Origin of the sequence: Litchfieldia alkalitelluris (genome assembly GCF_002019645.1) — a bacterium.
Taxonomy (GTDB): Bacteria; Bacillota; Bacilli; order Bacillales; family Bacillaceae_L; genus Litchfieldia; species Litchfieldia alkalitelluris.
Genome location: NZ_KV917374.1, coordinates 471438 through 496166 on the forward strand (window position 1 = coordinate 471438; position 24729 = coordinate 496166).

General features: G+C 38.5%; 24 protein-coding genes. 20 read left to right on the forward strand and 4 right to left on the reverse strand.

What is annotated here, in order from left to right; translation table 11 throughout:
• Nucleotides 1–110: 110 nt before the first annotated feature.
• The 6 genes from BK579_RS02295 to BK579_RS02320 all read left to right on the forward strand — a co-directional run bounded on the left by BK579_RS02295 (nucleotide 111) and on the right by BK579_RS02320 (nucleotide 6964).
• Nucleotides 111–1211, forward strand: a complete 1101-nt coding sequence (locus tag BK579_RS02295) for an iron-containing alcohol dehydrogenase family protein (protein WP_235848317.1) — start codon at nucleotides 111–113, stop codon at nucleotides 1209–1211.
• Nucleotides 1208–2338, forward strand: a complete 1131-nt coding sequence (gene hisC, locus BK579_RS02300; protein ID WP_078543335.1) for a histidinol-phosphate transaminase — start codon at nucleotides 1208–1210, stop codon at nucleotides 2336–2338. Before BK579_RS02295 ends, hisC begins: the two co-directional genes overlap by 4 nt.
• 1 nt (nucleotide 2339) lies before the next feature.
• Complete coding sequence (locus BK579_RS02305) at nucleotides 2340–3329, forward strand: ABC transporter substrate-binding protein (RefSeq protein ID WP_078543336.1); 990 nt, start codon at nucleotides 2340–2342, stop codon at nucleotides 3327–3329.
• Between the two features lie 132 nt (nucleotides 3330–3461).
• Nucleotides 3462–4259 carry an ABC transporter permease gene (locus BK579_RS02310; RefSeq protein WP_078543337.1) on the forward strand — a complete coding sequence of 266 codons (798 nt, stop codon included), beginning with the start codon at nucleotides 3462–3464 and terminating at the stop codon, nucleotides 4257–4259.
• 1 nt (nucleotide 4260) lies between these two features.
• The gene (locus BK579_RS02315) at nucleotides 4261–5046 is read left to right on the forward strand and encodes an ABC transporter ATP-binding protein (protein ID WP_078543338.1); all 786 of its coding nucleotides are present in this window, start codon (nucleotides 4261–4263) and stop codon (nucleotides 5044–5046) included.
• A 199-nt stretch (nucleotides 5047–5245) separates the two neighbouring features.
• Nucleotides 5246–6964 carry an ABC transporter ATP-binding protein gene (locus BK579_RS02320; protein ID WP_078543339.1) on the forward strand — a complete coding sequence of 573 codons (1719 nt, stop codon included), beginning with the start codon at nucleotides 5246–5248 and terminating at the stop codon, nucleotides 6962–6964.
• 79 nt (nucleotides 6965–7043) lie between these two features.
• Here the strand turns inward: BK579_RS02320 and BK579_RS02325 are convergent, their stop codons facing one another.
• Nucleotides 7044–7301 carry a CotD family spore coat protein gene (locus BK579_RS02325; protein WP_078543340.1) on the reverse strand — a complete coding sequence of 86 codons (258 nt, stop codon included), beginning with the start codon at nucleotides 7299–7301 and terminating at the stop codon, nucleotides 7044–7046.
• Nucleotides 7302–7951: 650 nt separating this feature from the next.
• Here BK579_RS02325 and BK579_RS02330 point away from each other — a divergent pair.
• Nucleotides 7952–8707: a threonine/serine exporter family protein gene (locus tag BK579_RS02330; RefSeq protein WP_407936235.1), complete on the forward strand. Its 756-nt coding sequence runs from the start codon at nucleotides 7952–7954 to the stop codon at nucleotides 8705–8707.
• 83 nt (nucleotides 8708–8790) lie between these two features.
• The gene (locus tag BK579_RS02335; RefSeq protein WP_407936236.1) at nucleotides 8791–9216 is read left to right on the forward strand and encodes a threonine/serine exporter family protein; all 426 of its coding nucleotides are present in this window, start codon (nucleotides 8791–8793) and stop codon (nucleotides 9214–9216) included.
• A gap of 196 nt (nucleotides 9217–9412) precedes the next feature.
• On the opposite strand, the gene BK579_RS02340 is transcribed toward BK579_RS02335, so the two are convergent.
• Nucleotides 9413–9649: a YrdB family protein gene (locus BK579_RS02340; RefSeq protein ID WP_169891038.1), complete on the reverse strand. Its 237-nt coding sequence runs from the start codon at nucleotides 9647–9649 to the stop codon at nucleotides 9413–9415.
• A 97-nt stretch (nucleotides 9650–9746) separates the two neighbouring features.
• Between BK579_RS02340 and BK579_RS02345 the strand changes: the two genes are divergently transcribed.
• The 9 genes from BK579_RS02345 (at nucleotide 9747) to BK579_RS02385 (ending at nucleotide 16368) form a co-directional block, all read left to right on the forward strand.
• Nucleotides 9747–10454 (forward strand): MBL fold metallo-hydrolase, encoded by a 708-nt coding sequence (locus BK579_RS02345; protein WP_078550327.1) that lies wholly within the window; start codon nucleotides 9747–9749, stop codon nucleotides 10452–10454.
• A 15-nt stretch (nucleotides 10455–10469) separates the two neighbouring features.
• On the forward strand, nucleotides 10470–11042 hold the full coding sequence (locus BK579_RS02350; protein WP_078543343.1) for a TetR/AcrR family transcriptional regulator: 573 nt from the start codon (nucleotides 10470–10472) through the stop codon (nucleotides 11040–11042).
• 151 nt (nucleotides 11043–11193) lie between these two features.
• A complete protein-coding gene (locus tag BK579_RS02355; RefSeq protein WP_078543344.1) occupies nucleotides 11194–12852 on the forward strand; it encodes a glutamine--tRNA ligase/YqeY domain fusion protein in 1659 nt (552 codons plus the stop codon).
• A gap of 76 nt (nucleotides 12853–12928) precedes the next feature.
• Nucleotides 12929–13258 (forward strand): hypothetical protein, encoded by a 330-nt coding sequence (locus BK579_RS02360; protein ID WP_078543345.1) that lies wholly within the window; start codon nucleotides 12929–12931, stop codon nucleotides 13256–13258.
• Entirely contained in the window at nucleotides 13251–13631 is a 381-nt protein-coding gene (locus BK579_RS02365; RefSeq protein ID WP_078543346.1) for a winged helix-turn-helix transcriptional regulator, read from the forward strand. The genes BK579_RS02360 and BK579_RS02365 overlap by 8 nt, the downstream gene beginning before the upstream one ends.
• Before the next feature lie 156 nt (nucleotides 13632–13787).
• Entirely contained in the window at nucleotides 13788–14666 is an 879-nt protein-coding gene (locus tag BK579_RS02370; protein ID WP_078543347.1) for a carbon-nitrogen hydrolase family protein, read from the forward strand.
• A 35-nt stretch (nucleotides 14667–14701) separates the two neighbouring features.
• Nucleotides 14702–15373, forward strand: a complete 672-nt coding sequence (locus BK579_RS02375; protein ID WP_078543348.1) for a GNAT family acetyltransferase — start codon at nucleotides 14702–14704, stop codon at nucleotides 15371–15373.
• Between the two features lie 121 nt (nucleotides 15374–15494).
• Entirely contained in the window at nucleotides 15495–16004 is a 510-nt protein-coding gene (locus BK579_RS02380) for a GNAT family N-acetyltransferase (RefSeq protein ID WP_078543349.1), read from the forward strand.
• A 145-nt stretch (nucleotides 16005–16149) separates the two neighbouring features.
• Nucleotides 16150–16368 carry a hypothetical protein gene (locus tag BK579_RS02385; RefSeq protein WP_139365025.1) on the forward strand — a complete coding sequence of 73 codons (219 nt, stop codon included), beginning with the start codon at nucleotides 16150–16152 and terminating at the stop codon, nucleotides 16366–16368.
• Nucleotides 16369–17355: 987 nt separating this feature from the next.
• On the opposite strand, the gene BK579_RS02390 is transcribed toward BK579_RS02385, so the two are convergent.
• Nucleotides 17356–18732, reverse strand: coding sequence for a dipeptidase (locus BK579_RS02390; protein WP_078543351.1), 1377 nt, complete (start codon nucleotides 18730–18732; stop codon nucleotides 17356–17358).
• A 343-nt stretch (nucleotides 18733–19075) separates the two neighbouring features.
• Here BK579_RS02390 and codB point away from each other — a divergent pair, with 343 nt between their 5' ends.
• Together codB and BK579_RS02400 are read left to right on the forward strand one after the other, a co-directional pair.
• Nucleotides 19076–20344: a cytosine permease gene (gene codB / locus BK579_RS02395; RefSeq protein WP_078543352.1), complete on the forward strand. Its 1269-nt coding sequence runs from the start codon at nucleotides 19076–19078 to the stop codon at nucleotides 20342–20344.
• Nucleotides 20345–21613, forward strand: a complete 1269-nt coding sequence (locus BK579_RS02400; protein ID WP_078543353.1) for a cytosine deaminase — start codon at nucleotides 20345–20347, stop codon at nucleotides 21611–21613.
• A 276-nt stretch (nucleotides 21614–21889) separates the two neighbouring features.
• Here BK579_RS02400 and BK579_RS02405 read toward each other — a convergent pair whose 3' ends face one another.
• Nucleotides 21890–23290: an amidase gene (locus BK579_RS02405; RefSeq protein ID WP_078543354.1), complete on the reverse strand. Its 1401-nt coding sequence runs from the start codon at nucleotides 23288–23290 to the stop codon at nucleotides 21890–21892.
• A 236-nt stretch (nucleotides 23291–23526) separates the two neighbouring features.
• Here BK579_RS02405 and BK579_RS02410 point away from each other — a divergent pair, with 236 nt between their 5' ends.
• Nucleotides 23527–24717, forward strand: a complete 1191-nt coding sequence (locus tag BK579_RS02410; RefSeq protein WP_078543355.1) for a glycine C-acetyltransferase — start codon at nucleotides 23527–23529, stop codon at nucleotides 24715–24717.
• The last annotated feature ends 12 nt before the right edge of the window (nucleotides 24718–24729 follow it).

The following is a 24729-nucleotide window of genomic DNA, read 5'->3' on the forward strand; positions in this document are numbered from 1 at the left end:
GCTTTCATAAAAATATTTTAATAAATATATTGACAATAGTAGTGACGGATAATAAAATAACACCTATGAATATTAATGCATATAAATGAATTAATTTGCAGATAGGGTGAATGACTTTGCATGTGAGTGTCGGTCCTGGTCAATATATCAGAAAACCTTTCTTATTAGAAGAAATAGGTTCATATATAAAGAGTTTTGGTGAAAAAGTATTAGCGATTGGTGGAGAAACCGCGTTATCAGTTTCGATTGAACAAATGATTACGGGGCTAACGATTGAGAATCTTGAGCTACTTGATTCAGTTGCATATGGAGGCAATTGCTCTTGGTCCAATATTCAAAAATTAATTGAAAAAATTGAAGAGTTAAAACCGGACGTATTACTTGCAGTTGGTGGTGGTACGGCGATAGATACAGTCAAGGCTGTAGGGTATGCAACTAATCTTCCGATTATCGCGATTCCGACCATTGCGGCAACATGTGCTGCAACTACTTCTATTTCAATTTTATATGATGATGAAGGAACATTTATTGAGATTAGTAGAAAATCAAAGGCTCCCAATTTGGTGTTGGTTGACACAGCCATTATTAAAAATGCACCATACCGTTTTTTAGCCGCAGGGATTGGCGATACGTTGGCAAAATGGTTTGAATCAAAAGCTTCCATTCAAAAAGCAGTGCCAAACGCGCTGAATCGTACGGCTGTAAAAATTGCTGAAGAGCTCTATCAGATGTTGCTAGAACAAGGTCCATCAGCATTGGAGGCTCTTAAAAAGGGTAAAGATGACCCGGCGATTGATGATGTGATTGATAGCATTATTTTAGTGAGTGGCAGTGTAAGTGGATATGGAGGAGATGATTGCCGTACAGCAGCAGCTCATGCCATATACTCAGGATTAACAATCTTCCCGGAAATACATGAAACCTATCATGGAGAAATTGTTGCCTTCGGAATACTAGCTCAGCTTGTTCTTGAAGGGAAGACAGAGGAAGAAATTCTTAATCTGGTTTCCTTTTATGAAAAAGTCGATCTTCCTAGCTCTTTAGCAGCAATGAACTTACATGAGCTTTCAGATCAACAGTGGAAAGAGTTGGGGGAAGTAACTGTAACCATTGAAGATATGGACAATATGCCTTTTGAAGTTACACCTAAGATGGTTATTGAAGCAGTAAAAACTGCAGATATGATTGGTAGGAAGGCGGTTAAACAATGAAACTAAATCAAATGGTTCGGAATGTATATCCGAAACTTATGCCATATAAATGTCAACTAGCGGATTTACCTGTTGCTGAAATAGAAAGGCAGTTAGGTATTTCACCTATTTATAAACTATCTTTTAACGAAAATCCAGTAGGTCCATCGCTAAAGGCGAAAGAGGCAATGATGAAAGAGCTTGAAGTTCTTAATTTGTATCCAAGCTCAACTGGAGATGAATTGCAGGAGAAGTTAGCAGAACGAGAAGCTGTGGAAAAAGAGAATATTATTCTATCAAATGGTGCAGATGAAATGATTATCTTGATCGCACAAACATTTTTGAATCCTGGTGATGAAGTTGTTTTACCAGAAGTCACATTTGTTCAATATCTGGCATCAACTCATCAAATGGATGCTGTCCCAGTATTTGCTCCAATGAGAGAGGATTTAGGAATTGACTTAGATGCAATTTTACAGAAAATCACAGAGAAAACCAAATTGGTTTTCCTATGCAATCCTAATAATCCAACTGGAAAGGCCATTCCATTAGGTGAAATCTCTGCCTTCTTAGATCAAGTACCAGAGCATGTCCTTGTGGTCATTGATGAAGCTTATCATGAATATGGAGTGCCAGGAGAATATGATAGTTCGGTTAGTTTAGTGAAGGAAAATAAACCGGTCTTTGTTGTTCGTACTTTTTCCAAGGTTTATTCATTAGCTGCGGCAAGAGTAGGATATGGTATTGGGAGTGTGGAAGTGGTTGATGCAATCCATCATGTTCGTCCACCTTTTAATGTGAATAGTATTGCACAAGCAGGAGCACTTGCTAGCTTAGAAGATGAAGAGTACTTAATCCAAACTTTATCTCTCAATCAAAAAGGGAAAGAACAGTTGTATACAGCTTTTGCTGAATTAGGATTATCTTTTATAAAAAGTAATGGGAACTTTGTTTATGTTGATACAGGCAAGAGCAGTAAGGAAGTGTTTGACTCTCTTGCAAAAAAAGGGATAATTGTCCGCGACCTGTCTGGTTATGGGTTAACCACTTCCCTTCGAATATCAGTAGGGAATGAAAAAGCCAATGAAGCCTTAATTGAGGCACTTAAAAGTATGATAAAACGTGTACAAATAACAGGAGGAATATAATATGAAAAAACTACTTACGATTTTATTAGCAGCCATCTTTTTAATTAGTGCTGTTGGATGTTCTGAAAAGGAAAGTGCAGCAGGAACTGAAAAAAGCAGTGAACCATTAAAAGTAACACTTCCAACTTGGACTGGTTATGGGCCATTATTTTTGGCAAAAGAAAAAGGATTATTTGAAAAGCATGGAGTAGATGTTGAACTTTCAATCGTTGAAGGTTTAGCTGAACGTAAATCAGCATTAGCTGGTGAAAAGGTTGACGGTATGGCAACAGCATTAGATGTTCAAGTATCATTAGCTGCAGCTGGAATTCCAATGGAAATCGTTTGGTTACTAGATGATTCTTATGGTGGAGACGGAATTATTGCAAAAAATGAGATTGAAACTGTAGCAGATTTAAAAGGTAAGAAAGTAGCATTTGAACAAGGTTCAACAAGTCATATGTTAATTTTAACAGCATTAAAGCAAGCTGGGTTAACTGATAAGGATGTTGAAATGGTTCAAATGTCTGCTGGAGATGCAGGTGCAGCATTCGTAGCAGGTCAAGTTGATGCTGCCGTAACATGGGAGCCTTGGTTATCAAAGGCAAGTGAAGCCGATGGGAAGATTCTTCTATCAACGAAGGAATTATCGGGTGTAATTGTTGATACGATTGGATTCAGACAAGCTGTAATAGAAGAGCGTCCAGAAGATATTAAAGCATTTGTAGCAGCGATGGCTGAAGCAATGGAGTATTGGGAACAAAACGAAGCAGAAGCAAGTGAAATTATGGCAGCAGGCTTGAAAATTGATGTAGCAGAGTTTACGGGAACCGTTCCAGGATTAAAGTTCTTTAATGCAACTGGAAATAAAGAGCAATACGGTTCTGATGGTAATGGTGCAATCTATGAAGCTACTCAAAGCGCAATCGATTTTTACTTAGAACAAGGAATTATCGAGAACAGCATCAAACCAGAAGAAGTGTTAAACCCAACTTTTGTTAATGGCCTATAAGAAAGGTTCAAACGGAGTGTCCATATTAGGACCTCCTTTTCTTTCTTAAAAGGGATTTCGACATAAATCTAGGGATTTCGGGTGCTGACAGGCACCCAAAAAAACGGTGACAGCACCAGAAAGGGAAGTAAGATGTTTAAACATATTTTCACACCCAAAAAGGAGATTGCAAAGTCTCTTTATACGGGGGCAGGGCTAACTACGTTTTTAGTTTTTATTGCGGCTTGGGCGTTTTTGACGTATGGCGGGTTTGTTAATCCATTATTCTTACCTGCTCCAGATAAGGTTATAAGTACAGGGTTTTCTATGTTTCAAAGTGGAGAAATTTATGGAGATATAGGAATCAGCTTTTCGCGTGTATTCTTTGGGTTTTTATTAGCAGCAATTATTGGTGTGCCGCTTGGGATTTTAATGGGCTCACTCCGTATTATGGAAGGAGCGTTTGAGCCGATTATTGGGTTTATACGTTATATGCCAGCATCTGCTTTTATTCCATTGTTTATTTTGTGGATTGGTTTGGGTGAAATGGAGAAAATTACGGTTATTTTCTTTGGAACATTTTTTCAGCTTACATTAATGGTGATGGACGTAACAAAGAATGTTCAGAATGATTTAATAGAAGTTTCATATACTCTTGGTGCGAAAAAATCTCAGCTTTTTAGAAAGGTGATTCTACCTGCGTCAATGCCAGGGATTGTGGATACACTTCGAATTACATTCGGCTGGGCATGGACATATTTAGTTGTGGCAGAGCTTGTAGGGGCATCAAGTGGATTAGGATTTATGATTATGCAGGCATCTCGCTTCTTAAATCCTGAGAAAATCATTGTTGGGATCTTGATTATTGGGATTCTTGGCTTAATTACTGATTTAATCTTTAAAGCAATCTATAAAGCTTCATTTTCTTGGATGAAAAAGGAGGGAGTATAATATGAAAGGTCAACATAAGCTTGTTATCGATAATGTCGGGAAGATATTTCAAACAAAAAGTGGCGAAGTGGTAGCCCTTGATAAAACCTCCTTTTCCGTTGAAGAAGGAGAATTTGTCACAATCTTAGGACCATCTGGATGTGGAAAATCGACGATTCTTCGAGTGGTAGCTGGATTAGAAGAGCCGACATCTGGACATGTATATTTGGATGGAAAGCAAATTAAAGGACCAGGTCCAGATCGAGGGATGGTATTCCAGTCATATACGTTATATCCTTGGTTAACGGTTGAAGAAAATATCACGTTCGGATTACAGTTAAAGGGAGTTTCAAAGAAACAGCAGAAGGAAGTTTCTAATCATTATATCAATCTGATTGGGTTGAAAGGATTTGAAAACCATTATCCGATTCAATTATCTGGTGGGATGAAGCAGCGTGTTGCGATTGCTAGAGCACTTGCGAATGATCCAGAGATTTTACTAATGGACGAGCCATTCGGTGCCCTTGATGCACAAACACGTACGATCATGCAGGAGATCCTACTTAAGGTATGGGAAGAATCAAAGAAAACCATTCTTTTCATCACACATGATGTGGAAGAATCTATTTTCCTAGGAGACTCAGTATACGTAATGACAGCAAGACCAGGTCGCTTGAAGCAGAATATAAAAGTGCCGATTGCTCGACCTAGAACGTATCAAGACAAAGCTAGTGAAGAGTTTTTTAATCTTAAAGCTGAATTGCTAGAATTAATTCGGGAAGAAAGCATTAAAGCGACAAAAGTGTAATCTGACTAATCCATGATGTGTACAATTTACAACATCGTGGGTTTTTTTATTTATGCATATATGAGGTATTCGACAATATCCGGGTGGTGACAACACTTCGATATAACTTCGACAAAGTTCGGGTGGTGACAGGCACCAGAGAAAAGGAGTATAATCCTAATATGTTTTTTTAATTTCAGTGATAAAGGAGAAGGGATAGATGATTCGGCGTTTTTTTACGTATTATCAGCCACATAAGAAGTTGTTTATTGTGGATTTTAGTAGTGCGATTATCGTAGCTATTTTAGAGTTGGCCTTTCCCCTTGTAGTTCAATGGTTTATTGATGACTTATTACCAGGGCAAAATTGGTCAGCAATTCTTTGGGTAAGTGCTGGATTATTAGCTCTTTATATGATGAGTACAGGACTTCAATATATCGTTAACTATTTAGGGCATAAGCTGGGAATCAATATTGAAACAGATATGAGACAGCAGCTCTTTAATCATGTTCAAAAGCAATCATTCCGATTTTTTGATAATACAAAAACTGGACATGTGATGAGTAGGATTACAAATGATCTATTTGATATTGGAGAGTTAGCACACCACGGTCCTGAGGATGTTTTTATTGCTGTGATGACATTTATCGGTGCTTTCTGGATTATGATGACAATTAATGTACAGTTAGCACTAGCAACCATTGTTGTAACGCCTTTTCTCATTGTTTTAATTGTTATTTGTAACCTACAGATGAATAAGGCATGGAAGCGGATGTACAGCAATATTGCAGATGTAAATGCACGTGTTGAGGATAGTGTATCAGGAGTACGTGTGGTTCAATCATTCACAAACGAAAAGTTTGAGATTTCGAGATTCAAGAATGATAATCAGCGTTTTCGTCTTGCGAAGCTTGGTGCATATAAAATAATGGCATCTAGCACCTCTGGTATTTACATGATGACGAGATTAATAACAATTATTGTGTTGACGTTTGGTGCATGGCTAAGTTATCAAGGCCAATTATCATATGGCGAACTAGTTAGTTTTGTTTTATATGTGACTGTCTTGTTAAAGCCGATAGACAAAATTAGCGCATTAATGGAGCTTTATCCAAAGGGAATGGCAGGATTTAAGAGATTTACAGAATTACTAGATCAAGAACCTGACATTCAGGATGCGAAGGATGCCGTAAAAGTGCCAGAGCTTCATGGTGATATTCAGTTCGATAATGTATCTTTTAGTTATGAAGGAAATAAGAGCGTTCTAGAAAAGATAGATTTAAAGATTCATGCGGGAGAAACCGTTGCCTTTGTTGGCCCTTCAGGTGCTGGTAAAACAACCATATGTTCATTAATTCCGAGATTTTATGATGTCGATGCTGGTTCAATTAAGATTGACGGGATTGATATTAGAAAAATGACCAAGGAATCATTACGTTCACAAATTGGTATTGTTCAACAGGATGTTTTTCTTTTTACTGGAACACTGAAAGAAAATATCGCATATGGAAATCTTCATGCATCAGATGAAGAAATCAAAGAAGCAGCAAGACGAGCATATCTAGAAGGATTTATTGATTCTCTTCCAGATGGGTATGAAACACAAATTGGAGAACGTGGTTTAAAACTTTCTGGTGGGCAAAAGCAAAGAATTGCGATTGCGAGAATGTTCTTGAAAAATCCGCCAATCCTTATACTAGATGAGGCAACGTCGGCTCTTGATACAGAAACTGAGCAGTTCATACAAGCAGCACTTACGGAGCTTTCGAAAAATCGTACAACATTAGTGATTGCACACCGCCTTGCAACGATTCGTAATGCAGACCGAATTGTTGTTGTCACAGAAAGTGGTATCGCTGAAGAAGGTAAACATGATGAATTAATCGAACAAAATGGAATTTTTGCAAACCTTCATCGTGTTCAATATCAACAATCTTAACCATGACGAAGAGCTTGAGTTTATTTCTCAAGCTCTTTTATATTTAAAAACTTTCAGTTCAATGAGTAACTAGTGTTTCCTACCAAAAAGGTCTGCGAGGCGCAACCGGTCCAACGGGTCCAACTGGTCCAGGAACGTGCACATGGTGATGTGACGCCGTTTGGTTAACAGAAGTTGTGTGGGGATAATAATGTTTGTGAATAAACTTCTGATGGTGATTGAACACAGTGTGTGATGGATGAATGTGTGGAACTTCAATTGGTTGCACGGAATTTACAGCATTTACTTTTGTAGGATAAACTACTGGTGAACAAGGTCTTGGTCTGAAAAATGACATCATTCATTCCTCCTTTTTATAATTCTTTAATAATGTATGTAAAAGGGTTGGCATTTGTATAGACGGTAATCCGAAATTATTTAATAAACTTTAAGATGCTGTTTATCTTGAATTTTGATATTTGAATTCTGGGGAGATGGACGTTACCACCTCAATTATTCAGTTGCAGAGACGAAATCAAGGAGAAAGTAAATCATAGGCGCGCTATGATTCAGTTGCCTAGGCAAAAATAAGGAGAAAGTAAATCATAGGTTGTCTATGATTCAGTTGCCGAGACGAAATCAAGGAGGAAGTAAATCATAGGCCCACTTTGAGGCAGTTGCCCCAAGTAGGCATATCCAAAAACTGGTTTTTATGGTAGACCCGATACTAATATGATCCCACCTTAAAGAATGAATATATATGTGTGGAATGAGCGGAGAGCCACTCGACTCCTGCGGGATGTGCGGTCAGCGTGAGACCCCGCAGGAGCCAAAAGTGACGAGGAGGCTTACGAACCGCCCCGCGGAAAGCGAGTGGATCGCAGCGAATGCAACTCACTAACCTGAGTTATTTTCAGGAAAAACAATATTAAAAATGCTTGCTGTTCCATTTTAGTAAGAAAAAGCCTTATAATGAATATCTGAAATCTTATCTTTGGAGAGAATAAAATGACAATGATACAAAAGTATTCTCATGAAATTATGGAAGTATGTGTACTTGCGGGGAAAATCATGCTTCAGAGTGGGGCGGAAACGTATCGAGTGGAAGATACAATGGCTCGAATTTCAGCTGCATATGGTTATCATCACTCACATAGCTTCGTGACCCCGACAGGAATCATATTCTCTCTAGACGGAGAGGATTCATCAAAGCTTATTCGCGTATCAGATCGAACAACGGATCTGAAAAAGGTTACAATTGTGAATGACCTATCGCGAAGGATTAGTACCGGTACCTTGCCGGCAAATGAAGCATATCAGAAGTTAAAGGAAATTGAACAGGCAAAGCTGTTTTTTCCTACAGCGCTTCAAATTTTCGCTGCTGCGATTGCTAGTGGCTGCTTTTTAATTATGTTTCAAGGGAAATGGAATGATTTTATCCCAGCGGTAATTACAGGTGGGATTGGATTTTCTGGATTAATATACATACATCATATTGTTAAACTAAAGTTTTTTGCAGAATTTGTGGCTTCAGCAATTATTGGATTATCAGCACTATTATTTGTCAGACTTGGTATAGGGATAGATCTAGATAAAATCATCATTGGATCAGTTATGCCCCTTGTACCTGGATTACTCATAACCAATGCAGTAAGAGACTTAATTGCAGGTCATCTAGTGTCGGGAATTTCGAAGGGAGCAGAGGCTTTTTTAACGGCATTTGCTATTGGTGCCGGAATAGCTATCGTGTTTTCGCTTTATTAAATTGGCTTGTGTCTGATACAAAGTTGTTTAAATAATAAGGCGAAGCATATTTCAAGTGTTTCTTAGAAGGAGAATTTATAAAAATGATTGCACAACTAATAACTAGTTTTATCGCTTCGGCAGCGTTCGGAATTATTTTTAACGCACCTAAAAATTCACTGATTAAATGTGGCTTTGTTGGTATGGTCGGTTGGGTCTTATATTACTACTTGGTTGAACTAAATGTGGATTATGTGTTTGCGACGATTTCAGCTTCATTTGTTATTGCCATTTTCAGCCATATTTTTGCAAAAATCTACAAGACGCCAATGATTATCTTTAGTGTAGCCGGAATCATCCCGTTAGTTCCGGGTGGTCTTGCATATGATGCAATGAGAAATTTCGTTGAAAATGATTATAGTGAAGCGTTACCGCTTGCAGCAAGAGCATTTATGATTTCAGGTTCAATTGCGATTGGACTCGTGTTTTCAGAGGTGATTAATCAGGTGGTGCGAAAGCCAAAGGTATAAAAATTATCGTGGTTGCACTTTGTGAGGTGCAACCATACCAAACACTTTCCTGGTTAGATTTAGTTTTTTCTTTTTCCAGTCACTAGTCCCTTTCATTATTGCTTCCAAAGAATCAATAACACTCGATTAAGAATAGTTAAAATGAGAAATCCAGTAGCAAAATGAATTTTCCCAACCGAGTACAAAGCAATCGCTGCTAGTGCAAAATCGCTAGCTCTAATAATAATTTCACAACCCCAGATAGTTGATATGGTGCTGCAGGTGAGCCAAAAAGTCCCCAAATGATCGCTATGATAAGTGGAGATCCGACCCCTAGTCCAAGCTTCACAAACCCATTTTTTCCTGTGTGAAATCCCCAATAACAAAATATCCAAAGCGCAGTTAGCTCTAGGAAAAAACGAAGGCCGAGGTTAATAGCTTTAAAAATAAACAACATATAATCACCCTTTTTTTAAATTAGCGATTGCTAAAACTAATACCATTAGTTATTATGATAATATCATTAGTTTTTAAGGAGTGGAAGTTCTTTGGTGAAAATAAACCAATATAAAACTGTTTATCAAATCGCTTTTTTTCCTCGTTTATTTCCTGTGAATTGTTATTTAGTTGAAGAAGAGACGGAGTTGACCTTGATTGATGCAGGGTTACCTCTTAGTTACAAGGGGATAATGGAGGCTGCTAATACAATAGGGAAGCCTATTACAAAAATGGTTCTAACCCATGTGCATGATGATCATGTCGGGGCTTTGGATCAGCTAAAGCAAATGTTGCCAGATGTCCCCGTTTATGTCTCAAAGAGAGATGCTAAGCTTATGAACGGAGATCGTTCACTAGAAGAAGGTGAGCCGAATACTCCAATAAGAGGCGGGGTTCCAAAAAAGTTACTTACAAGAGCCGATGTTTTAATGAAAGAAGGAGATAAAATAGGTTCACTACTAGCCATTGACACTCCAGGTCATACACCAGGTTCAATGTCCTTCTTTGATACAAGAATAAATGCAATCATTGCCGGAGATGCGTTCCAGACTAAAGGAGGAATTGCTGTAGCAGGGCAACTACGTCCATTCTTTCCGTTCCCTGCCTTAGCAACTTGGAATAAAGAGCTTGCATTAAAAAGTGCAAAGAAAATTAGCGATTACGGCCCATCATTATTAGCAATTGGACATGGGCAAATGATTGAAGAGCCAAAGGAGCTACTATACAAAGCAATAATCGAAGCAGAAAAAAAACTAGCGTAAAAAGGAGTAAGATGAATGTCACCAAGAGTTGGACTAGATCAACAGACAATTTTACATGCAGCAACTGAAATCGTAAATGAGCAAGGAATAGAAGCTATTACTTTGGCTTTATTAGCTAAAAAACTAAATATCCGTCCACCCTCTCTGTATAATCATATTGATGGTCTTGAGGGATTAAAGAAAAATCTTGCGATATATGGCCTTGATCAGCTATATGAAGTTTTAACAAAATCGGCAGTTGGCCGTTCAGGTAATGATGCTATTCATGCTTTAAGTCAGGCATACATCGGATATGTTCGTAATAATCCTGGAGTATATGAGGCATCATTACTGATACCGCAAGATCCTGATATTCAAAATGCTGGCAAGAAAATCGTCGATTTATCTTTAGCTGTTTTAGCACATTTTCAATTAAAGGAAGAAGATGCACTTCATGCTGTACGTGGACTAAGGAGTATTCTTCATGGATTTGCATCACTTGAACAAAAGGGTAGCTTTGGATTGCCGATTAGCATTGATATCAGTTTGAATAGGTTAGTTGATTCGTATTTAGTAGGTATTAATACATTTAGTGAGGACCCCAAGTAAAAAATTCCATACTTGGGGTTTATTCTTTTACTGTCTCTGGTAGAATAGATAAGGATAGAAACTCGCTAAATCACTATATTTTAGTTGGATAAATCATTATTTTTGTGATATAAATACAATATTAATTAGGCTGTTGAGAAAGGTTGGTTTTATGGAAAAAAACACATCACATGCTTCAAACTTCATCAAAGATATAATGATTGAAGATTTGAAGACCGGTAAGCATAAGGAAGTTATCACACGTTTTCCTCCTGAACCGAACGGATATTTACATATAGGTCATGCTAAATCAATCGTGATTAACTTTGGACTAGCGGATGAATTTAATGGGAAAACGAATCTGCGATTTGATGATACAAATCCATTGAAAGAAGATGTTGAGTTCGTTAATTCGATAAAAGAAGACGTTGAATGGCTAGGTTTTGAATGGGATGAACTTCGATTTGCATCAAACTATTTTGATGAGATGTATAATTACGCAGTATCATTGATTAAAAAAGGATTAGCATATGTTGATGATTTAACTGCGGATGAAATTCGTGAATATCGTGGAACGTTAACTGAACCTGGGAAAGAAAGTCCATATCGTGATCGCACGGTTGAAGAAAACCTTGATTTATTTGACCGCATGAAAAAAGGCGATTTCGAAAACGGTCAGAAGGTACTTAGAGCAAAGATTGATATGTCTTCCCCGAATATCAATTTAAGAGACCCGGTGATTTATCGAATCTCACATGCCACTCATCATAATACAGGAGATAAGTGGTGCATCTATCCGATGTATGCTTTTGCACATCCATTAGAGGATGCGATTGAAGGTGTCACACATTCGATTTGTACACTTGAATTTGAAGACCAACGTCCTCTATACAATTGGGTGATTGAAAACTGTGAGACAGAAGCGAAGCCACAACAATATGAATTTGCTCGTCTAAACTTAACGAATACAGTGTTAAGTAAGCGAAAATTAAAGCAGTTAGTAGATGAAAAGTTTGTTGATGGTTGGGATGATCCTCGTATGCCAACAATCTCTGGTTTAAGACGCCGCGGATTTACACCTGAAGCGATTCGAGAATTCTGTAAAGAGTTAGGTATTCATAAAGGTAGTGGGGTAGTTGACGTTCAAATGCTTGATCACTTTACTCGTGAGGATTTAAAGCTAAAAGCGCCGCGTACAATGGCAGTGTTGAAACCGTTGAAGGTTGTAATTACAAACTATCCAGAAGGCCAAGTGGAAATGCTTGATGCTGAAATTAATCCAGAGGTTCCGGAAATGGGAACTCGTCAAATTCCATTTTCTCGTGAAATTTATATTGAGCAGGATGACTTCATGGAGGACCCACCAAAGAAGTACTTCCGTCTATTCCCTGGTAACGAGGTTCGCTTAAAGCACGCATATTTTATCAAATGTGAAGAAGTAATCAAGGATGACGAAGGAAATGTAGTTGAACTTCGTTGCACATATGATCCTGAAACAAAGAGTGGAACAGGTTTCACAGGTCGTAAAGTAAAAGGGACACTTCACTGGGTGGAAGCTACTCAAGCCCTTCCAGCTGAATTCCGTTTATATAATCCATTGGTGTTAGATAAAGAGAATGACCAAGAATCTGAGTCGTTTTTAGATCAAGTGAATCCTAATTCGTTAGAAATTATTAATGGATTTGTAGAACCAAACATGAAAGATGCAAAAGCTCAAGATAAGTTCCAATTCTTCAGACATGGTTATTTTAATGTGGACCCGAAACATACAACTGCAGAGCAGCTCGTCTTTAATTTAGTTGTATCGTTAAAGAGCTCATTTAAACTGTAATATATTTTCGAAAAAGACTGTTGGATTGTTAAATCAACGGTCTTTTCTTTAATTGTCCTTATTGGGGGGAAGGTTAATGATCTTTAAGTATTTTGCTAAAGAACACCTAGAGGATGCTACACATTTATTTGTGGAGAGGCAGAAAAGAGAAAAACAACACCTTCCTTTTTTAAAAGATTTCCTTCCTTCCGATGCGAAACAAGCTTTATCTGAAGAATGGAGTAAACCTGATACAAAAGGAATTGTAGCTTTTCAGGGAGAAAGAATGGTGGGTTATCTATTTGGTAGAACTGAAGTATCTAAGGAACGAGGTAGAGTTGGGTTTGAGCCATATATGTACCGCTTTTCTCGCTCTATTGATGAGAGGATCGCTTGGACAAAGGGGGAGTCTTTTAAGAATGTCTGATACGTTAAGAAAAGAAATTCGAGATAAAATTCAAAATGGAGATTTTAATTGTGAGAAGGAACTTACGCTTTCAGTTATTAGTGGAAAATGGAAGGTTGTCATTATTTGGCACCTTGGGCAAAAAGATTCTTACCGTTTTAACGAACTTCAAAAGCTTTTTCCAAAAATCACACATAAGATCCTATCAAATCAGCTAAAAGAACTGATCGAGGATGGAATCATCCATAGAGAGGCATACCCAGTCGTTCCGCCAAAAGTCGAATATTCCCTTACTCCTCTAGGGAAATCTCTTCTACCTATTATCGATATGATGTATGAATGGGGCAAAGTGCGGATGGAGGAGCTAAAACAAATCATCAATGAGGAAACGTGATAAATGGAATGGGAAATTGTCATACTAAATGAGATGACCGAATGGTTTTGGTCATAGTATCCTCCAAGTAACTACATTACAAAAAAGTTCGTACTTGTTAAATCGGTTGATTTGTTTAATAATCACGATAAACATGTATTTAAGGAGGAGACGCATATGAAATTACGTGTTTCTGCGGTACAATATCATCTTCATACGATACAGTCCTTTGAGGAGTTCGCACAGCAATGTGAACACTATATAAAAACGGCTGAAGAATTTGGAGCTGAATTTGTACTGTTTCCAGAGTTTTTTACAACTCAATTACTTTCAATTGGAAGTGAGCAAGGCACAAAATTAACGATTAATGAGTTACCTGGGTTTACAGATCAATACCGTGCCCTTTTTACAAAGTTTGCTCGAGAAACTGGTATGCACATTATTGCTGGAACCCATGTAATACGTAAAGATGATCGTTTATATAATGTAGCTCATTTATTTTACCCAGATGGGAGAATTGGCGAGCAAGCAAAGCTTCATATCACGCCAACAGAAGTGAATGAGTGGAATATGTCACCTGGAAATGAACTGAATGTATTTGATACAGACAAAGGAAGAATCGCAATTATTACTTGCTATGACATCGAGTTTCCGGAGATTGTTCGTATGGCGAAAGCGCAAGGCGCAGATGTGATTTTCTGTCCATCTTGTACTGATGATCGGCATGGCTTCCACCGTGTCCGCTACACGAGTCATGCCCGAACGATTGAAAACCAAGTCTATGTCGTGTTAACAGGGACAGTAGGATCATTACCAACTGTTGACTTCATGCGTGCAAATATGGGGCAGGCAGCTATTATTACACCAAACGATATTCCATTCCCACCAAGAGGAATTCAAGTCGAGGGTGAGTTAAACGACGATATGATTGTCACGGCTGACCTTGACCTTAGTTTACTTTATGAAGTTCGAGAAAAAGGCTCTGTGACTACATGGCGAGATCGCCGTACGGATTTATATCCGGACTGGAATAGCTCACCTGTCAAAGGTAAATAACAAAAGTGATATTTGCTAATCAAAGGAGAAAAAAGATGCAGTATATTAGAGTATCAAGTATTGATGACCCATTATTTAAAAAGCTTCATGATTTGATGAAAGAGGTTTTTCCGAAAGAAGAAGTATTAGAATATGACCTTTGGAAGGAGCCTTTAGAGGATCCTAGTATCAGAGTATTCGTTGCATTACACGAGGATGAAGTGGTGGGTATCACTGAATATCGTTACTATCCTGACTGGAATATTGCCATGACTGACTTTACGATTGTTGGCAAACCAGGTTTAAGTCTTGGTCGTTTTTTAGCACAAAATCGTTTAAAGGATTTGAATGAGCTTGCCAAACAAAATGGTAAAGAGCTATTTGGAATGTTCGCCGAAATCTATAACCCATATGATGGCGAAAATCATGAATTTGGTGGCGTAAAAACGATGGATCCATATGTTCGCCGTGAAGTATTATCTCACCTTGGATACAAGAGATTAAACTTCTCATATGTTCATCCATCATGGGAAAACGATGGGACTGCCGTTCACGGGCTAGAGCTATGCTTTATGCCAACAGATGATGAAGTAGCTGAGCTGCCTTCATCTCTAATTGTTGATTTCTTAACTATGTATTATAGTGTTTTACCAAACAAACCTAAAGAATGGCTAGATATGATTGAAAGCTTAAAAGCTAGTGAGAAAGTTGAGTTATTGCCACTATAAATTATTTGCGAATCCTCTTATGAGGGTTCGTTTTTTTATATGTTGACAAATATTGATAATTTTTTCAAGTCGCCTTTGTTAAAATAAGTACATTCATTTTAGCAATTGGGAGTGAGCGGAATTGATTAATCCTTTAAAAGCAACATCTATAATAACTTTACAGTTTTATCATCAAGACCATTATGCCTCACTTAAAAACTTTTATTTAACACCTGCTCAACTAAAATTTACAGCACTCCCACATGATGTATTAGAAATTGCAATTAAAGACTCTTATCGTCATCCGGTGGTCATTGAAGTTGAAGGGAAACCAGTTGGATTTTTTGTTTTACATCATGGGAGTGAGATCCAAGAATATACAACTAATCCGAAGGCAATCTTACTAAGGGCTTTTTCCATCAATTTCAACGAGCAAAGAAAAGGATATGCTTCAAAAGCGTTGGAAGCTCTGCCGTCATTCGTCAGGGACAATTTCAACAACTTTGATGAAATTGTTTTAGCCGTTAATAAGCAAAACGATCAAGCGATAAAACTCTATGAAAAAGCAAATTTTCTTTATAGAGGTAAAAAGCGTTATGGGTTATTTGGGATGCAGTACATACTTCATTATTCGTTTGAAATCAAGGAGTAATAGTTTGTAACTTACAATATGATAAAATGTCGAGAGAATGGGAGCATACTCACATAAGGGCTTTGAAAAAAGTGTGTTTTATAGCGAATGCTGTGGTTAGGTGGGCAAAAAGTATTAAAATGATGGAAGCTCAACAGATGCATTCATGTCAATGAATGAACTACTTGGTCAATATGTAGAATACACAGTGACATTTATTAACGAAGAAGAGGTTGGCAAAAAGAAGGGTGCAAAAACGAACTATAAAGTGATTACAGTGGATCCATTTAATGTAACTGAAGAGGACGCTTTACAGCTTCGTCAGTTATTCAAAGAGGGGAAAAACTATATGATTACCTCTTATGCAGCACCTGAGTGTGATTAGAATCCGGTTGACTTTACTTATGAGGTTTTATTGAAGAAAAAAGGGTCCGAAAAAATAAAAGTAACTTGTAATGAAGGGTGTCGATCATAATCGGCACTCTTTTTTAATTGTTTAGCAATCTTCTTTTCTATAAGTTATACCTCGCAAAGTCGCCGTATTTTCTATCACAATTGATTGGATTAGAGAGGACTCGCCGTATTATCCTGGAACCCCGCCGTATAATAGTGCAAAGTGGCCGAATAACTGGCAAAAGTCGCCGTATTTTCTATCACAATTGATGGTGTCAGAGAGGACTCGCCGTATTATCCTGGAACCCCGCCGTATACGAGTGCAAAGTGGCCGAATAACTGGCAAAAGTCGCCGTATTTTCTATCACAATTGATGGTGTCAAAGAGGACTCGCCGTATTATCCTGGAACCCCGCCGTATCCGAGTGCAAAGTGGCCGTATACCTCGCAAAGTCGCCGTATTTTCTATCACAATTGATGGTGTCAGAGAGGACTTGCCGTATTATCCGGAAACCCCGCCGTATACGAGTGCAAAGTGGCCGTATACCTCGCAAAAGCCGCCGTATTTTCTATCCCAATTGATGGTGTCAAAGCGGACTCGCCGTATTATCCGGAAACCCCGCCGTATCCGAGTGCAAAGTGGCCGTATACCTCGCAAAGTCGCCGTATTTTCTATCACAATTGATGGTGTCAAAGCGGCCTCGCCGTATTATCCCCAATCCCCGCCGTATCCGAGTGCAAAGTGGCCGTATCCCACGCAAAAGTCGCCGTATTTCTTATCCCAATTGATGGAGTCAAAGCGGCCTCGCCGTATTATTCCCAATCCCCGCAGGATTTGAATGCAAAGTGGGCCGTATATCCGGTCCTATTTGGTTAATTATCCCCAAAACCATTCCAATTACAACACAATCTACTAACAACTCAACATTTCCTCAAAAAATCACAAAAAAGAGCACCATCAAAGGTGCTCTTTCCAACCATCATCCCAAACTCTTCTCAACCTCATACCAATAATGACAAAGCGTCAACAGCCCTTTATCATAATTCTCTAAATGAAAATGCTCATTCGGAGCATGAAAGTTCTCACTAGGCAAACCGAAGCCCATTAGCACCGTTGGAATTCCTAAAATCTGATCAAAAGCAGCCACGATTGGAATCGACCCACCGCCTCGAGTAAACGAAGTAGGTACTCCATATACCGCTTCGTACGCACGACCAGCTGCTTGGATAGCAGGATGATCAAATGGAGTTACAAATGGTGCTCCTTTATCAAATAACGAAACCTTCACTTCTACACCCTTTGGTTTGTTAGTCTCGATGTGCTTTTGAAGTAATTCAGCAATTTCATCTGGATCTTGATCAGGGACCAAACGGCACGTGATTTTAGCACCAGCTTCAGAAGGTAAAACCGTTTTAATTCCTTCTCCTTGAAAGCCTCCATAAATTCCATTAACCTCAAGTGTTGGTCTAACCCATGTTCTTTCTAAATATGTATAACCTTCTTCACCAACTAGCTCAGGAACACCCAATTCGCTACGAACCGCTTCCTCATCGAAGTGAAGCTCATCATATGCAGCTTTTTCTTCAGCTGTTAAAGGTGCTACTCTGTCATAGAAGCCTTCCACTGTAATTTGTCCATGCTCATTATGGAATGATCCAACCAACTCAACTAGTGCATGGATGGCATTTTGAACACCGCCACCATAAAGCCCTGAGTGAAGATCGCCTTTTGCGCCTTTAATATCGATTTGTAAACCACATAACCCTCTTAATCCATAACAAATCGTTGGCTTACCGCGCTCAAGCATACCTGTATCTGAAATAACAAGGATATCAGCGGCTAAAAGCTCTTTGTTTTCCTCTGTAAAAGCAGGAAGATTTGGACTTCCGATCTCTTCTTCACCTTCAATGCAGAATTTCACATTCACAGGAAGAGTTCCGGTTGCTTGCATAATAGCTTCAATTGCTTTTAGATGCATAAAGGTTTGGCCTTTATCATCACTAGCACCACGAGCATAGATCTTTTCGTCACGAATCTCCGCTTCAAATGGTGGGCTGTCCCATAAATGAAGTGGATCAACAGGTTGAACATCATAATGTCCATAAATCAAAACGGTTGGCTTACCAGGTGCATTCAACCAATCACCATAAACAATGGGGTGTCCTTTTGTATCATGAACTTCCACATTCTCCATTCCAATGCTAGTTAATGCTGCCGCCATCCAGTCTGCTGCTTTTTTCACATCACCTTTATGCTCGGGTAAAGCACTAATACTTGGAATTGCAAGTAATTCAACTAATTGCTTTAAATGCTCCTCGCGATGTTGATGCAAATACTCTTGTATTTTTAATTCCATCTTGAAAATCCCTCCTACTAAAATTATTTATAAACTATATTTTCCTCCTTTAGCGCAGTAAAAGCAAGAATGGAATTTATTTCAAAACACTTTTTAAAAATAACGATTGACCATATCAAAAAAATAAGTATAATAAAGATTAAGTTGAATATTGGTACCTTTAAATCAGTCCCGTGAGGCTGGCAAGGTAAGCGGAAATTTGCATGCATGTATAGGATGAGGTGTACCCTGTCCTAGGCTGTTTTGCATACTTAGAGGCTTCTTGTCAGAAACGGCAAGAAGTCTTTTTGTCGTTTCTTACGAAGTGTACCAGTTCAAAATTATTGAATTGGAGGAAATAACAATGGCAAACAAACAACACATCGATCACGATTTTTCCCTACAGGCAGTCCCACAGTCAAACCGTAACGGATTCTGGAAAATGCTTGTGGTTATGCTTGGATTCACATTTTTCTCAGCAAGTATGTTATCAGGAGGAACGTTAGGGGCAGGATTAGATTTTACTACTTTTATTCTTATCGTTTTAGCAGGAAACCTTCTACTAGGATTATATACAGGAGCACTTGCTTATATCGCAGCAAAAACAGGTCTTTCAACACATCTATTAACTAGATATGCATTCGGTGAAAAGGGATCATATCTTTCATCATTTCTTTTAGGAGCAACACAAGTAGGTTGGTTTGGAGTAGGGGTGGCAATGTTTGCATTCCCTGTTGCCAAGGTCACTGGTCTTAATATTCATATGTTAATCATCGTTGCAGGTCTATTAATGACAGCAACAGCTTATTTTGGAATGAAAGCACTGGCGATCCTAAGTTTTATCGCGGTTCCAGCGATTGCAGTACTTGGTAGTATTTCTGTAGGAAAAGCAACAGACTCACTTGGTGGTATTCAAGGTTTAATGGACTACCAACCAACTGAAATGCTTGGAGTAGCAGCAGCATTAACAATTTGTGTTGGTTCATTCATTAGTGGTGGGACACTTACACCAGATTTCGCTCGTTTTGCTAAAACAAAGCGTTCAGCTGTAACAACAACAGTGATTGCCTTCTTTATTGGTAACTCATTAATGTTTATTTTTGGGGCAGTTGGAGCAGTAGCAACTGGTCAATCAGATATCTCAGAAGTAATGTTCATTCAAGGCTTAATCATTCCAGCAATCATTGTTTTAGGACTTAACATCTGGACAACAAATGATAATGCATTATATGCGTCAGGACTAGGTTTCTCAAACATTACAAAAATCTCAAAAAATAAGGTAGTTATTTTTAACGGAGTAGTTGGAACAATCTTTGCGATTTGGTTATATTACAATTTTGTTGGCTGGTTAACATTCTTAGGGTCAACACTTCCACCGATCGGAGCAATTATTTTAGCGGATTATTTCCTTGTAAATCGTGGAAACTATAAGAACTATAATGAAATGAAATTTAAGGCAGTAAATTGGATTGCATTAGTAGCTTGGGTAGCTGGAGTACTGGCAGCGAAATTTATTCCAGGGATTCCGCCATTAAATGCAGTACTTGGTTCAGCAGTCGTATATGTTATTATTACAAAGGTAGTACAAGCAAATGCAGTAAAACAAGGAACTGAATTGAAAAAGGTGAGCTAATTGATTATTAAAAATGCAAAACTTCGTCAAAAAGATGGCCTATGGCAAATTTTGATTGAAGATGGGAAAATCGTAAAAATTGCTAGAGAGCTTGAAGAAGGAATATCTGACAAGGTGCTTGATGCGAACGAGTGCCTTGTTCTTCCTCCTTTTGTGGAACCGCATATTCATTTGGATACAACCCTAACAGCGGGTGAGCCAGAGTGGAACAAAAGCGGGACATTATTCGAAGGCATTCAAAGATGGTCAGAGCGTAAAGAGTCATTAACTGCTGAAGATGTAAAAACAAGAGCCAAAACTGCCCTAAAATGGCAAATTGCCCAGGGGATTCAACATGTCCGTACACATGTTGATGTGACCGATCCTGAGCTTACGGCGTTAAAAGCACTTCTTGAAGTGAAAGAAGAAATGTCACAGTTGGTAAATTTGCAGCTCGTTGCGTTCCCACAAGAAGGAATTCTATCTTATCCTAACGGGGCTGAGCTGCTAGAGGAAGCTTTAAGAATGGGTGCAGACGTAGTTGGTGGAATCCCACATTTTGAATTCACGCGCGAATATGGGGTTGAATCCATGAAAATTGCGTTTGAACTGGCAAGAAAGTACGACAGATTAGTTGATATCCACTGTGACGAAATTGATGATGAGCAATCTCGCTTTGTTGAAGTGGTTGCGAATGAAGCCTTTCGTCTTGGAATGGGTTCAAAAGTAACAGCAAGTCATACAACAGCAATGGGGTCTTATAATGATGCCTATACATATAAGCTGTTTCGATTGTTAAAAATGTCTGAAATTAATTTTGTCGCGAATCCACTTGTAAACATTCATCTTCAAGGTCGATTTGATACCTATCCGAAGCGACGAGGAATGACGCGTGTGAAGGAATTGTTAGAAGCAGATATCAATGTCTGTTTTGGCCATGATGACATCTTTGATCCTTGGTATCCACTTGGAACTGGGAATATGCTTCAAGTTCTTCACATGGGCATCCATATCGCACAGTTAATGGGCTATGATCAAATTGTTGACTCAATTGATCTGATTACTACTAATAGTGCGAAAACCATGCACATTGAGGACCAATACGGAATTGAAGAAGGGAAACCTGGAAATCTGATCGTGTTAGATGCTGAAAATGAATATGATGCGATTAGAAGACAGGTGCCTGTGTTGTATTCAATCCGAAATGGAAAAGTTATTTCTGAAACCGTGCCAAGTAAAACTACTGTGCATTTTGATGGTGGTAGTGAGGGAGTAAGATTTAAGAAATAAAATGAGTAGAGCTGTCGCTTTGAAACAGAGGTGACAGCTCATTTTTGGTACGGCGTGTCGAAAAATCAGTATTTTTGAAATTTCGAAAATAAAACGTGTGATTTCGAAAATAAAATCTTAATTACGAAAGTATTAGACAAAATTTCGAAAATAAACGTCCGAAATTCAATAAGAAAGCGTCTTGCACACACTGAAATACCTTTCATTTTACCCCTGGATAAATAAAAAAGCTCGAAATTACTAGAATTTCAAGCTCTAGGATTCATATTTAAACGCTCACTTCACACCAGGTTCCCGATCCTTCCAAGGGCGTGCTTCTTCTAGCTGCCCAGCTAGTTGAAATAAAGTCACTTCATCTCCATATGGTGCCATAAAATGGACTCCAACTGGTAATCCTTGATCATTCCAATATAATGGAACATTCATTGCTGGAATTCCCGTCGCATTAGCTACAGGTGTATATGGAACCCACTCATTTACTACGCGAGAATACTCTGCTAAATCACCAGAATATTGTATCTCCCCAATCTTAACGGGAGGTTTTGAAAGAGTTGGAGAAAGCAGCAGATCATATTTTGTGAAAAACAAGGCCATTTCACGACATAAAAGCTGCATATAGGAAGATGCATTCAGATAGTCTAATGCAGTCATTTTTCTAGCCTCCTCTAGAACCGCCCAAGTTAGTGGTTCAAAATCGTCTCCAGTTGGTTTTCGACCAACCAATGTTTCCATCGAAGAAACCCCGAGTAATAACATTTGATACCAAAGGACTGTGAACGCATCGGTAAAGCCTTTTACATCAATTGAAGGTTTTGCTTCTTCAACTTCATGGCCAAGATCTGTTAATAAACGAGCTGCATCAACCACGGCGGCTGAACAGTCTGGATGAATGGGTGAGCCGTCAAAGGTTGTTGTTAAAAAGCCAATTCGAAGATTTCTAGGTTTTTGTAATACGACATCCAAATAGCTACCTGTAAATTTAGGGGCTGGATATGGATCACCCAATCCACTTCCGTGAGTAACATCCAAAAATGCCGCACTATCTCTCACCGTCCGGGAGACACAATGACTTATCGCAATCCCGACTGGATCAGGGCCTTTTGGATTTCGACCTCTACTCAATTTCAAACCAAAGAGACCGCAGCAAGAAGCTGGAATTCGAATGGATCCTCCTCCATCTGAGGCGTGGGCAAGTGGGACCATTCCTGATGCAACTGCAGCGGCTGCTCCACCACTAGAGCCCCCTGCTGTAAAATCAAGATTCCAGGGATTTCTCGTTGGCCCGAATAAGCTCGGTTCAGTGATAGGCTGAATTCCCAATTCACATGTATTGGTTTTACCAACGGTGATAAAGCCGGCTTTACGCACTCGAGATACAAATTCAGAATCGATAGGAGCAATAAAGTCTCTTAAATAATGTGATCCTCCTGTATACTTTGTACCCGCAAAAAACTCCAAATCCTTCATTAAAAATGGAACACCAGCAAACGGCCCAGCTTGCTCCTCGGCTGTTGAAGAAAGAGCCTCATCAAATAATGTAGAATTAACTGCATTTACTTTAGGGTTATGCTTTTCAATTCGATTAATTGTTGCTTCGATTACTTCCTTTGAAGTGACTTGCTTTTCACGAATAAGTGTGGCTAAAGAAACGGCATCATATCCTTTAAACTGATCCATCGCACCCTCCAGGGAATTAGTTTTATATGATTATAGATTAGCATAGCAACACGATATGGCGTGTGTTTTAATTTTAAAATATAAAAAAATGTCCACTACATGTAAACAACGCACAAAAAATATGTTAAAGTAATAGTATGTAATGGTTGATATATAAGGGTTTACATAAATTTTAATTGTCTTTTTAGGGAGGACAAATGTTTTTATAGAATATACAAAATCGGGAGGCATTAGTTATGGCTAAAGCTTTGGAAGCGTTTTTAAATGAAAATTTAAATGATTTAAAATCAAAAGGTCTTTTCAATGTCATTGATCCACTTGAAAGTGCAAATGGACCTAAAATTACAATTAGTGGGAAACAGCTGATTAATCTATCATCAAATAACTATCTTGGGTTGGCAACAGATGAACGACTTAAAGAAGTGGCGAAATCAGCAATCGATACTTTTGGTGTAGGTGCAGGGGCTGTTCGTACTATTAATGGCACATTAAAGCTGCATGTGGAGTTAGAAGAAAAGCTTGCAGAGTTCAAGCGTACAGAGGCAGCTATTGCCTATCAATCAGGTTTTAACTGTAATATGGCGGCAATTTCAGCGGTTATGGATAAAAATGATGCGATTCTGTCAGATGAGCTCAACCATGCATCTATTATTGATGGGTGCCGTTTATCTCGAGCAAAAATCATTCGTTTTAATCATTCAGATATGGATGATCTTCGTCAAAAAGCAAAAGAAGCTACAGAATCTGGGCTTTACAACAAAGTAATGGTTATTACAGATGGTGTATTTTCAATGGATGGTGATATCGCCAAGCTTCCAGAGATTGTTGAAATTGCTGAAGAGTTTGATTTAATCACATATGTTGATGATGCACATGGTTCTGGTGTACTTGGTAAAGGTGCTGGAACGGTAAAACACTTTGGCCTTTCAGATAAAGTAGATTTCCAAATTGGTACTTTATCAAAAGCCATTGGTGTTGTTGGTGGGTATGTGGCAGGGAAGAAAGAGTTAATTGAATGGTTAAAGGTTCGTAGCCGCCCATTTTTATTTTCAACTGCCGTTACTCCAGCTGATGTAGCAGCTTGTATTAAGTCAATCAATCTATTAATGGAAAGTACAGAACTACATGACTTGCTTTGGGAAAACGCTGAATATTTCAAAAGAAACTTAGCCCAACTTGGATTTGATATTGGCAAAAGTGAAACACCAATCACACCAGTTATTATAGGTGATGAAACAAAAACTCAAGAATTCAGTAAACGTTTATATGAGGAAGGCGTTTATGCGAAGTCCATTGTATTTCCAACTGTCCCACAAGGAACTGGAAGAGTTCGTAATATGCCTATAGCCGCACATACAAAAGAAATGCTTGATGAAGCTGTCTCAATCTATGAAAAAGTAGGTAAAGAAATGGGAATCATTCAATAGTTTTGTTGGGAG

Excerpts from the sequence above, each read along its gene's own strand:
- BK579_RS02375 (WP_078543348.1), top strand. The coding sequence starts at position 14,702 with ATGCAGTATATTAGAGTATCAAGTATTGATGACCCATTATTTAAAAAG.
- BK579_RS02405 (WP_078543354.1), bottom strand. The coding sequence starts at position 23,290 with ATGGATCAGTTTAAAGGATATGATGCCGTTTCTTTAGCCACACTTATT.
- BK579_RS02315 (WP_078543338.1), top strand. The coding sequence starts at position 4,261 with ATGAAAGGTCAACATAAGCTTGTTATCGATAATGTCGGGAAGATATTT.
- hisC (WP_078543335.1), top strand. The coding sequence starts at position 1,208 with ATGAAACTAAATCAAATGGTTCGGAATGTATATCCGAAACTTATGCCA.
- BK579_RS02390 (WP_078543351.1), bottom strand. The coding sequence starts at position 18,732 with ATGGAATTAAAAATACAAGAGTATTTGCATCAACATCGCGAGGAGCAT.
- codB (WP_078543352.1), top strand. The coding sequence starts at position 19,076 with ATGGCAAACAAACAACACATCGATCACGATTTTTCCCTACAGGCAGTC.
- BK579_RS02410 (WP_078543355.1), top strand. The coding sequence starts at position 23,527 with ATGGCTAAAGCTTTGGAAGCGTTTTTAAATGAAAATTTAAATGATTTA.
- BK579_RS02320 (WP_078543339.1), top strand. The coding sequence starts at position 5,246 with ATGATTCGGCGTTTTTTTACGTATTATCAGCCACATAAGAAGTTGTTT.
- BK579_RS02350 (WP_078543343.1), top strand. The coding sequence starts at position 10,470 with ATGTCACCAAGAGTTGGACTAGATCAACAGACAATTTTACATGCAGCA.
- BK579_RS02305 (WP_078543336.1), top strand. The coding sequence starts at position 2,340 with ATGAAAAAACTACTTACGATTTTATTAGCAGCCATCTTTTTAATTAGT.
- BK579_RS02310 (WP_078543337.1), top strand. The coding sequence starts at position 3,462 with ATGTTTAAACATATTTTCACACCCAAAAAGGAGATTGCAAAGTCTCTT.
- BK579_RS02370 (WP_078543347.1), top strand. The coding sequence starts at position 13,788 with ATGAAATTACGTGTTTCTGCGGTACAATATCATCTTCATACGATACAG.
- BK579_RS02335 (WP_407936236.1), top strand. The coding sequence starts at position 8,791 with ATGATTGCACAACTAATAACTAGTTTTATCGCTTCGGCAGCGTTCGGA.
- BK579_RS02325 (WP_078543340.1), bottom strand. The coding sequence starts at position 7,301 with ATGTCATTTTTCAGACCAAGACCTTGTTCACCAGTAGTTTATCCTACA.
- BK579_RS02385 (WP_139365025.1), top strand. The coding sequence starts at position 16,150 with ATGTCAATGAATGAACTACTTGGTCAATATGTAGAATACACAGTGACA.
- BK579_RS02365 (WP_078543346.1), top strand. The coding sequence starts at position 13,251 with ATGTCTGATACGTTAAGAAAAGAAATTCGAGATAAAATTCAAAATGGA.
- BK579_RS02295 (WP_235848317.1), top strand. The coding sequence starts at position 111 with ATGACTTTGCATGTGAGTGTCGGTCCTGGTCAATATATCAGAAAACCT.
- BK579_RS02360 (WP_078543345.1), top strand. The coding sequence starts at position 12,929 with ATGATCTTTAAGTATTTTGCTAAAGAACACCTAGAGGATGCTACACAT.
- BK579_RS02355 (WP_078543344.1), top strand. The coding sequence starts at position 11,194 with ATGGAAAAAAACACATCACATGCTTCAAACTTCATCAAAGATATAATG.
- BK579_RS02330 (WP_407936235.1), top strand. The coding sequence starts at position 7,952 with ATGACAATGATACAAAAGTATTCTCATGAAATTATGGAAGTATGTGTA.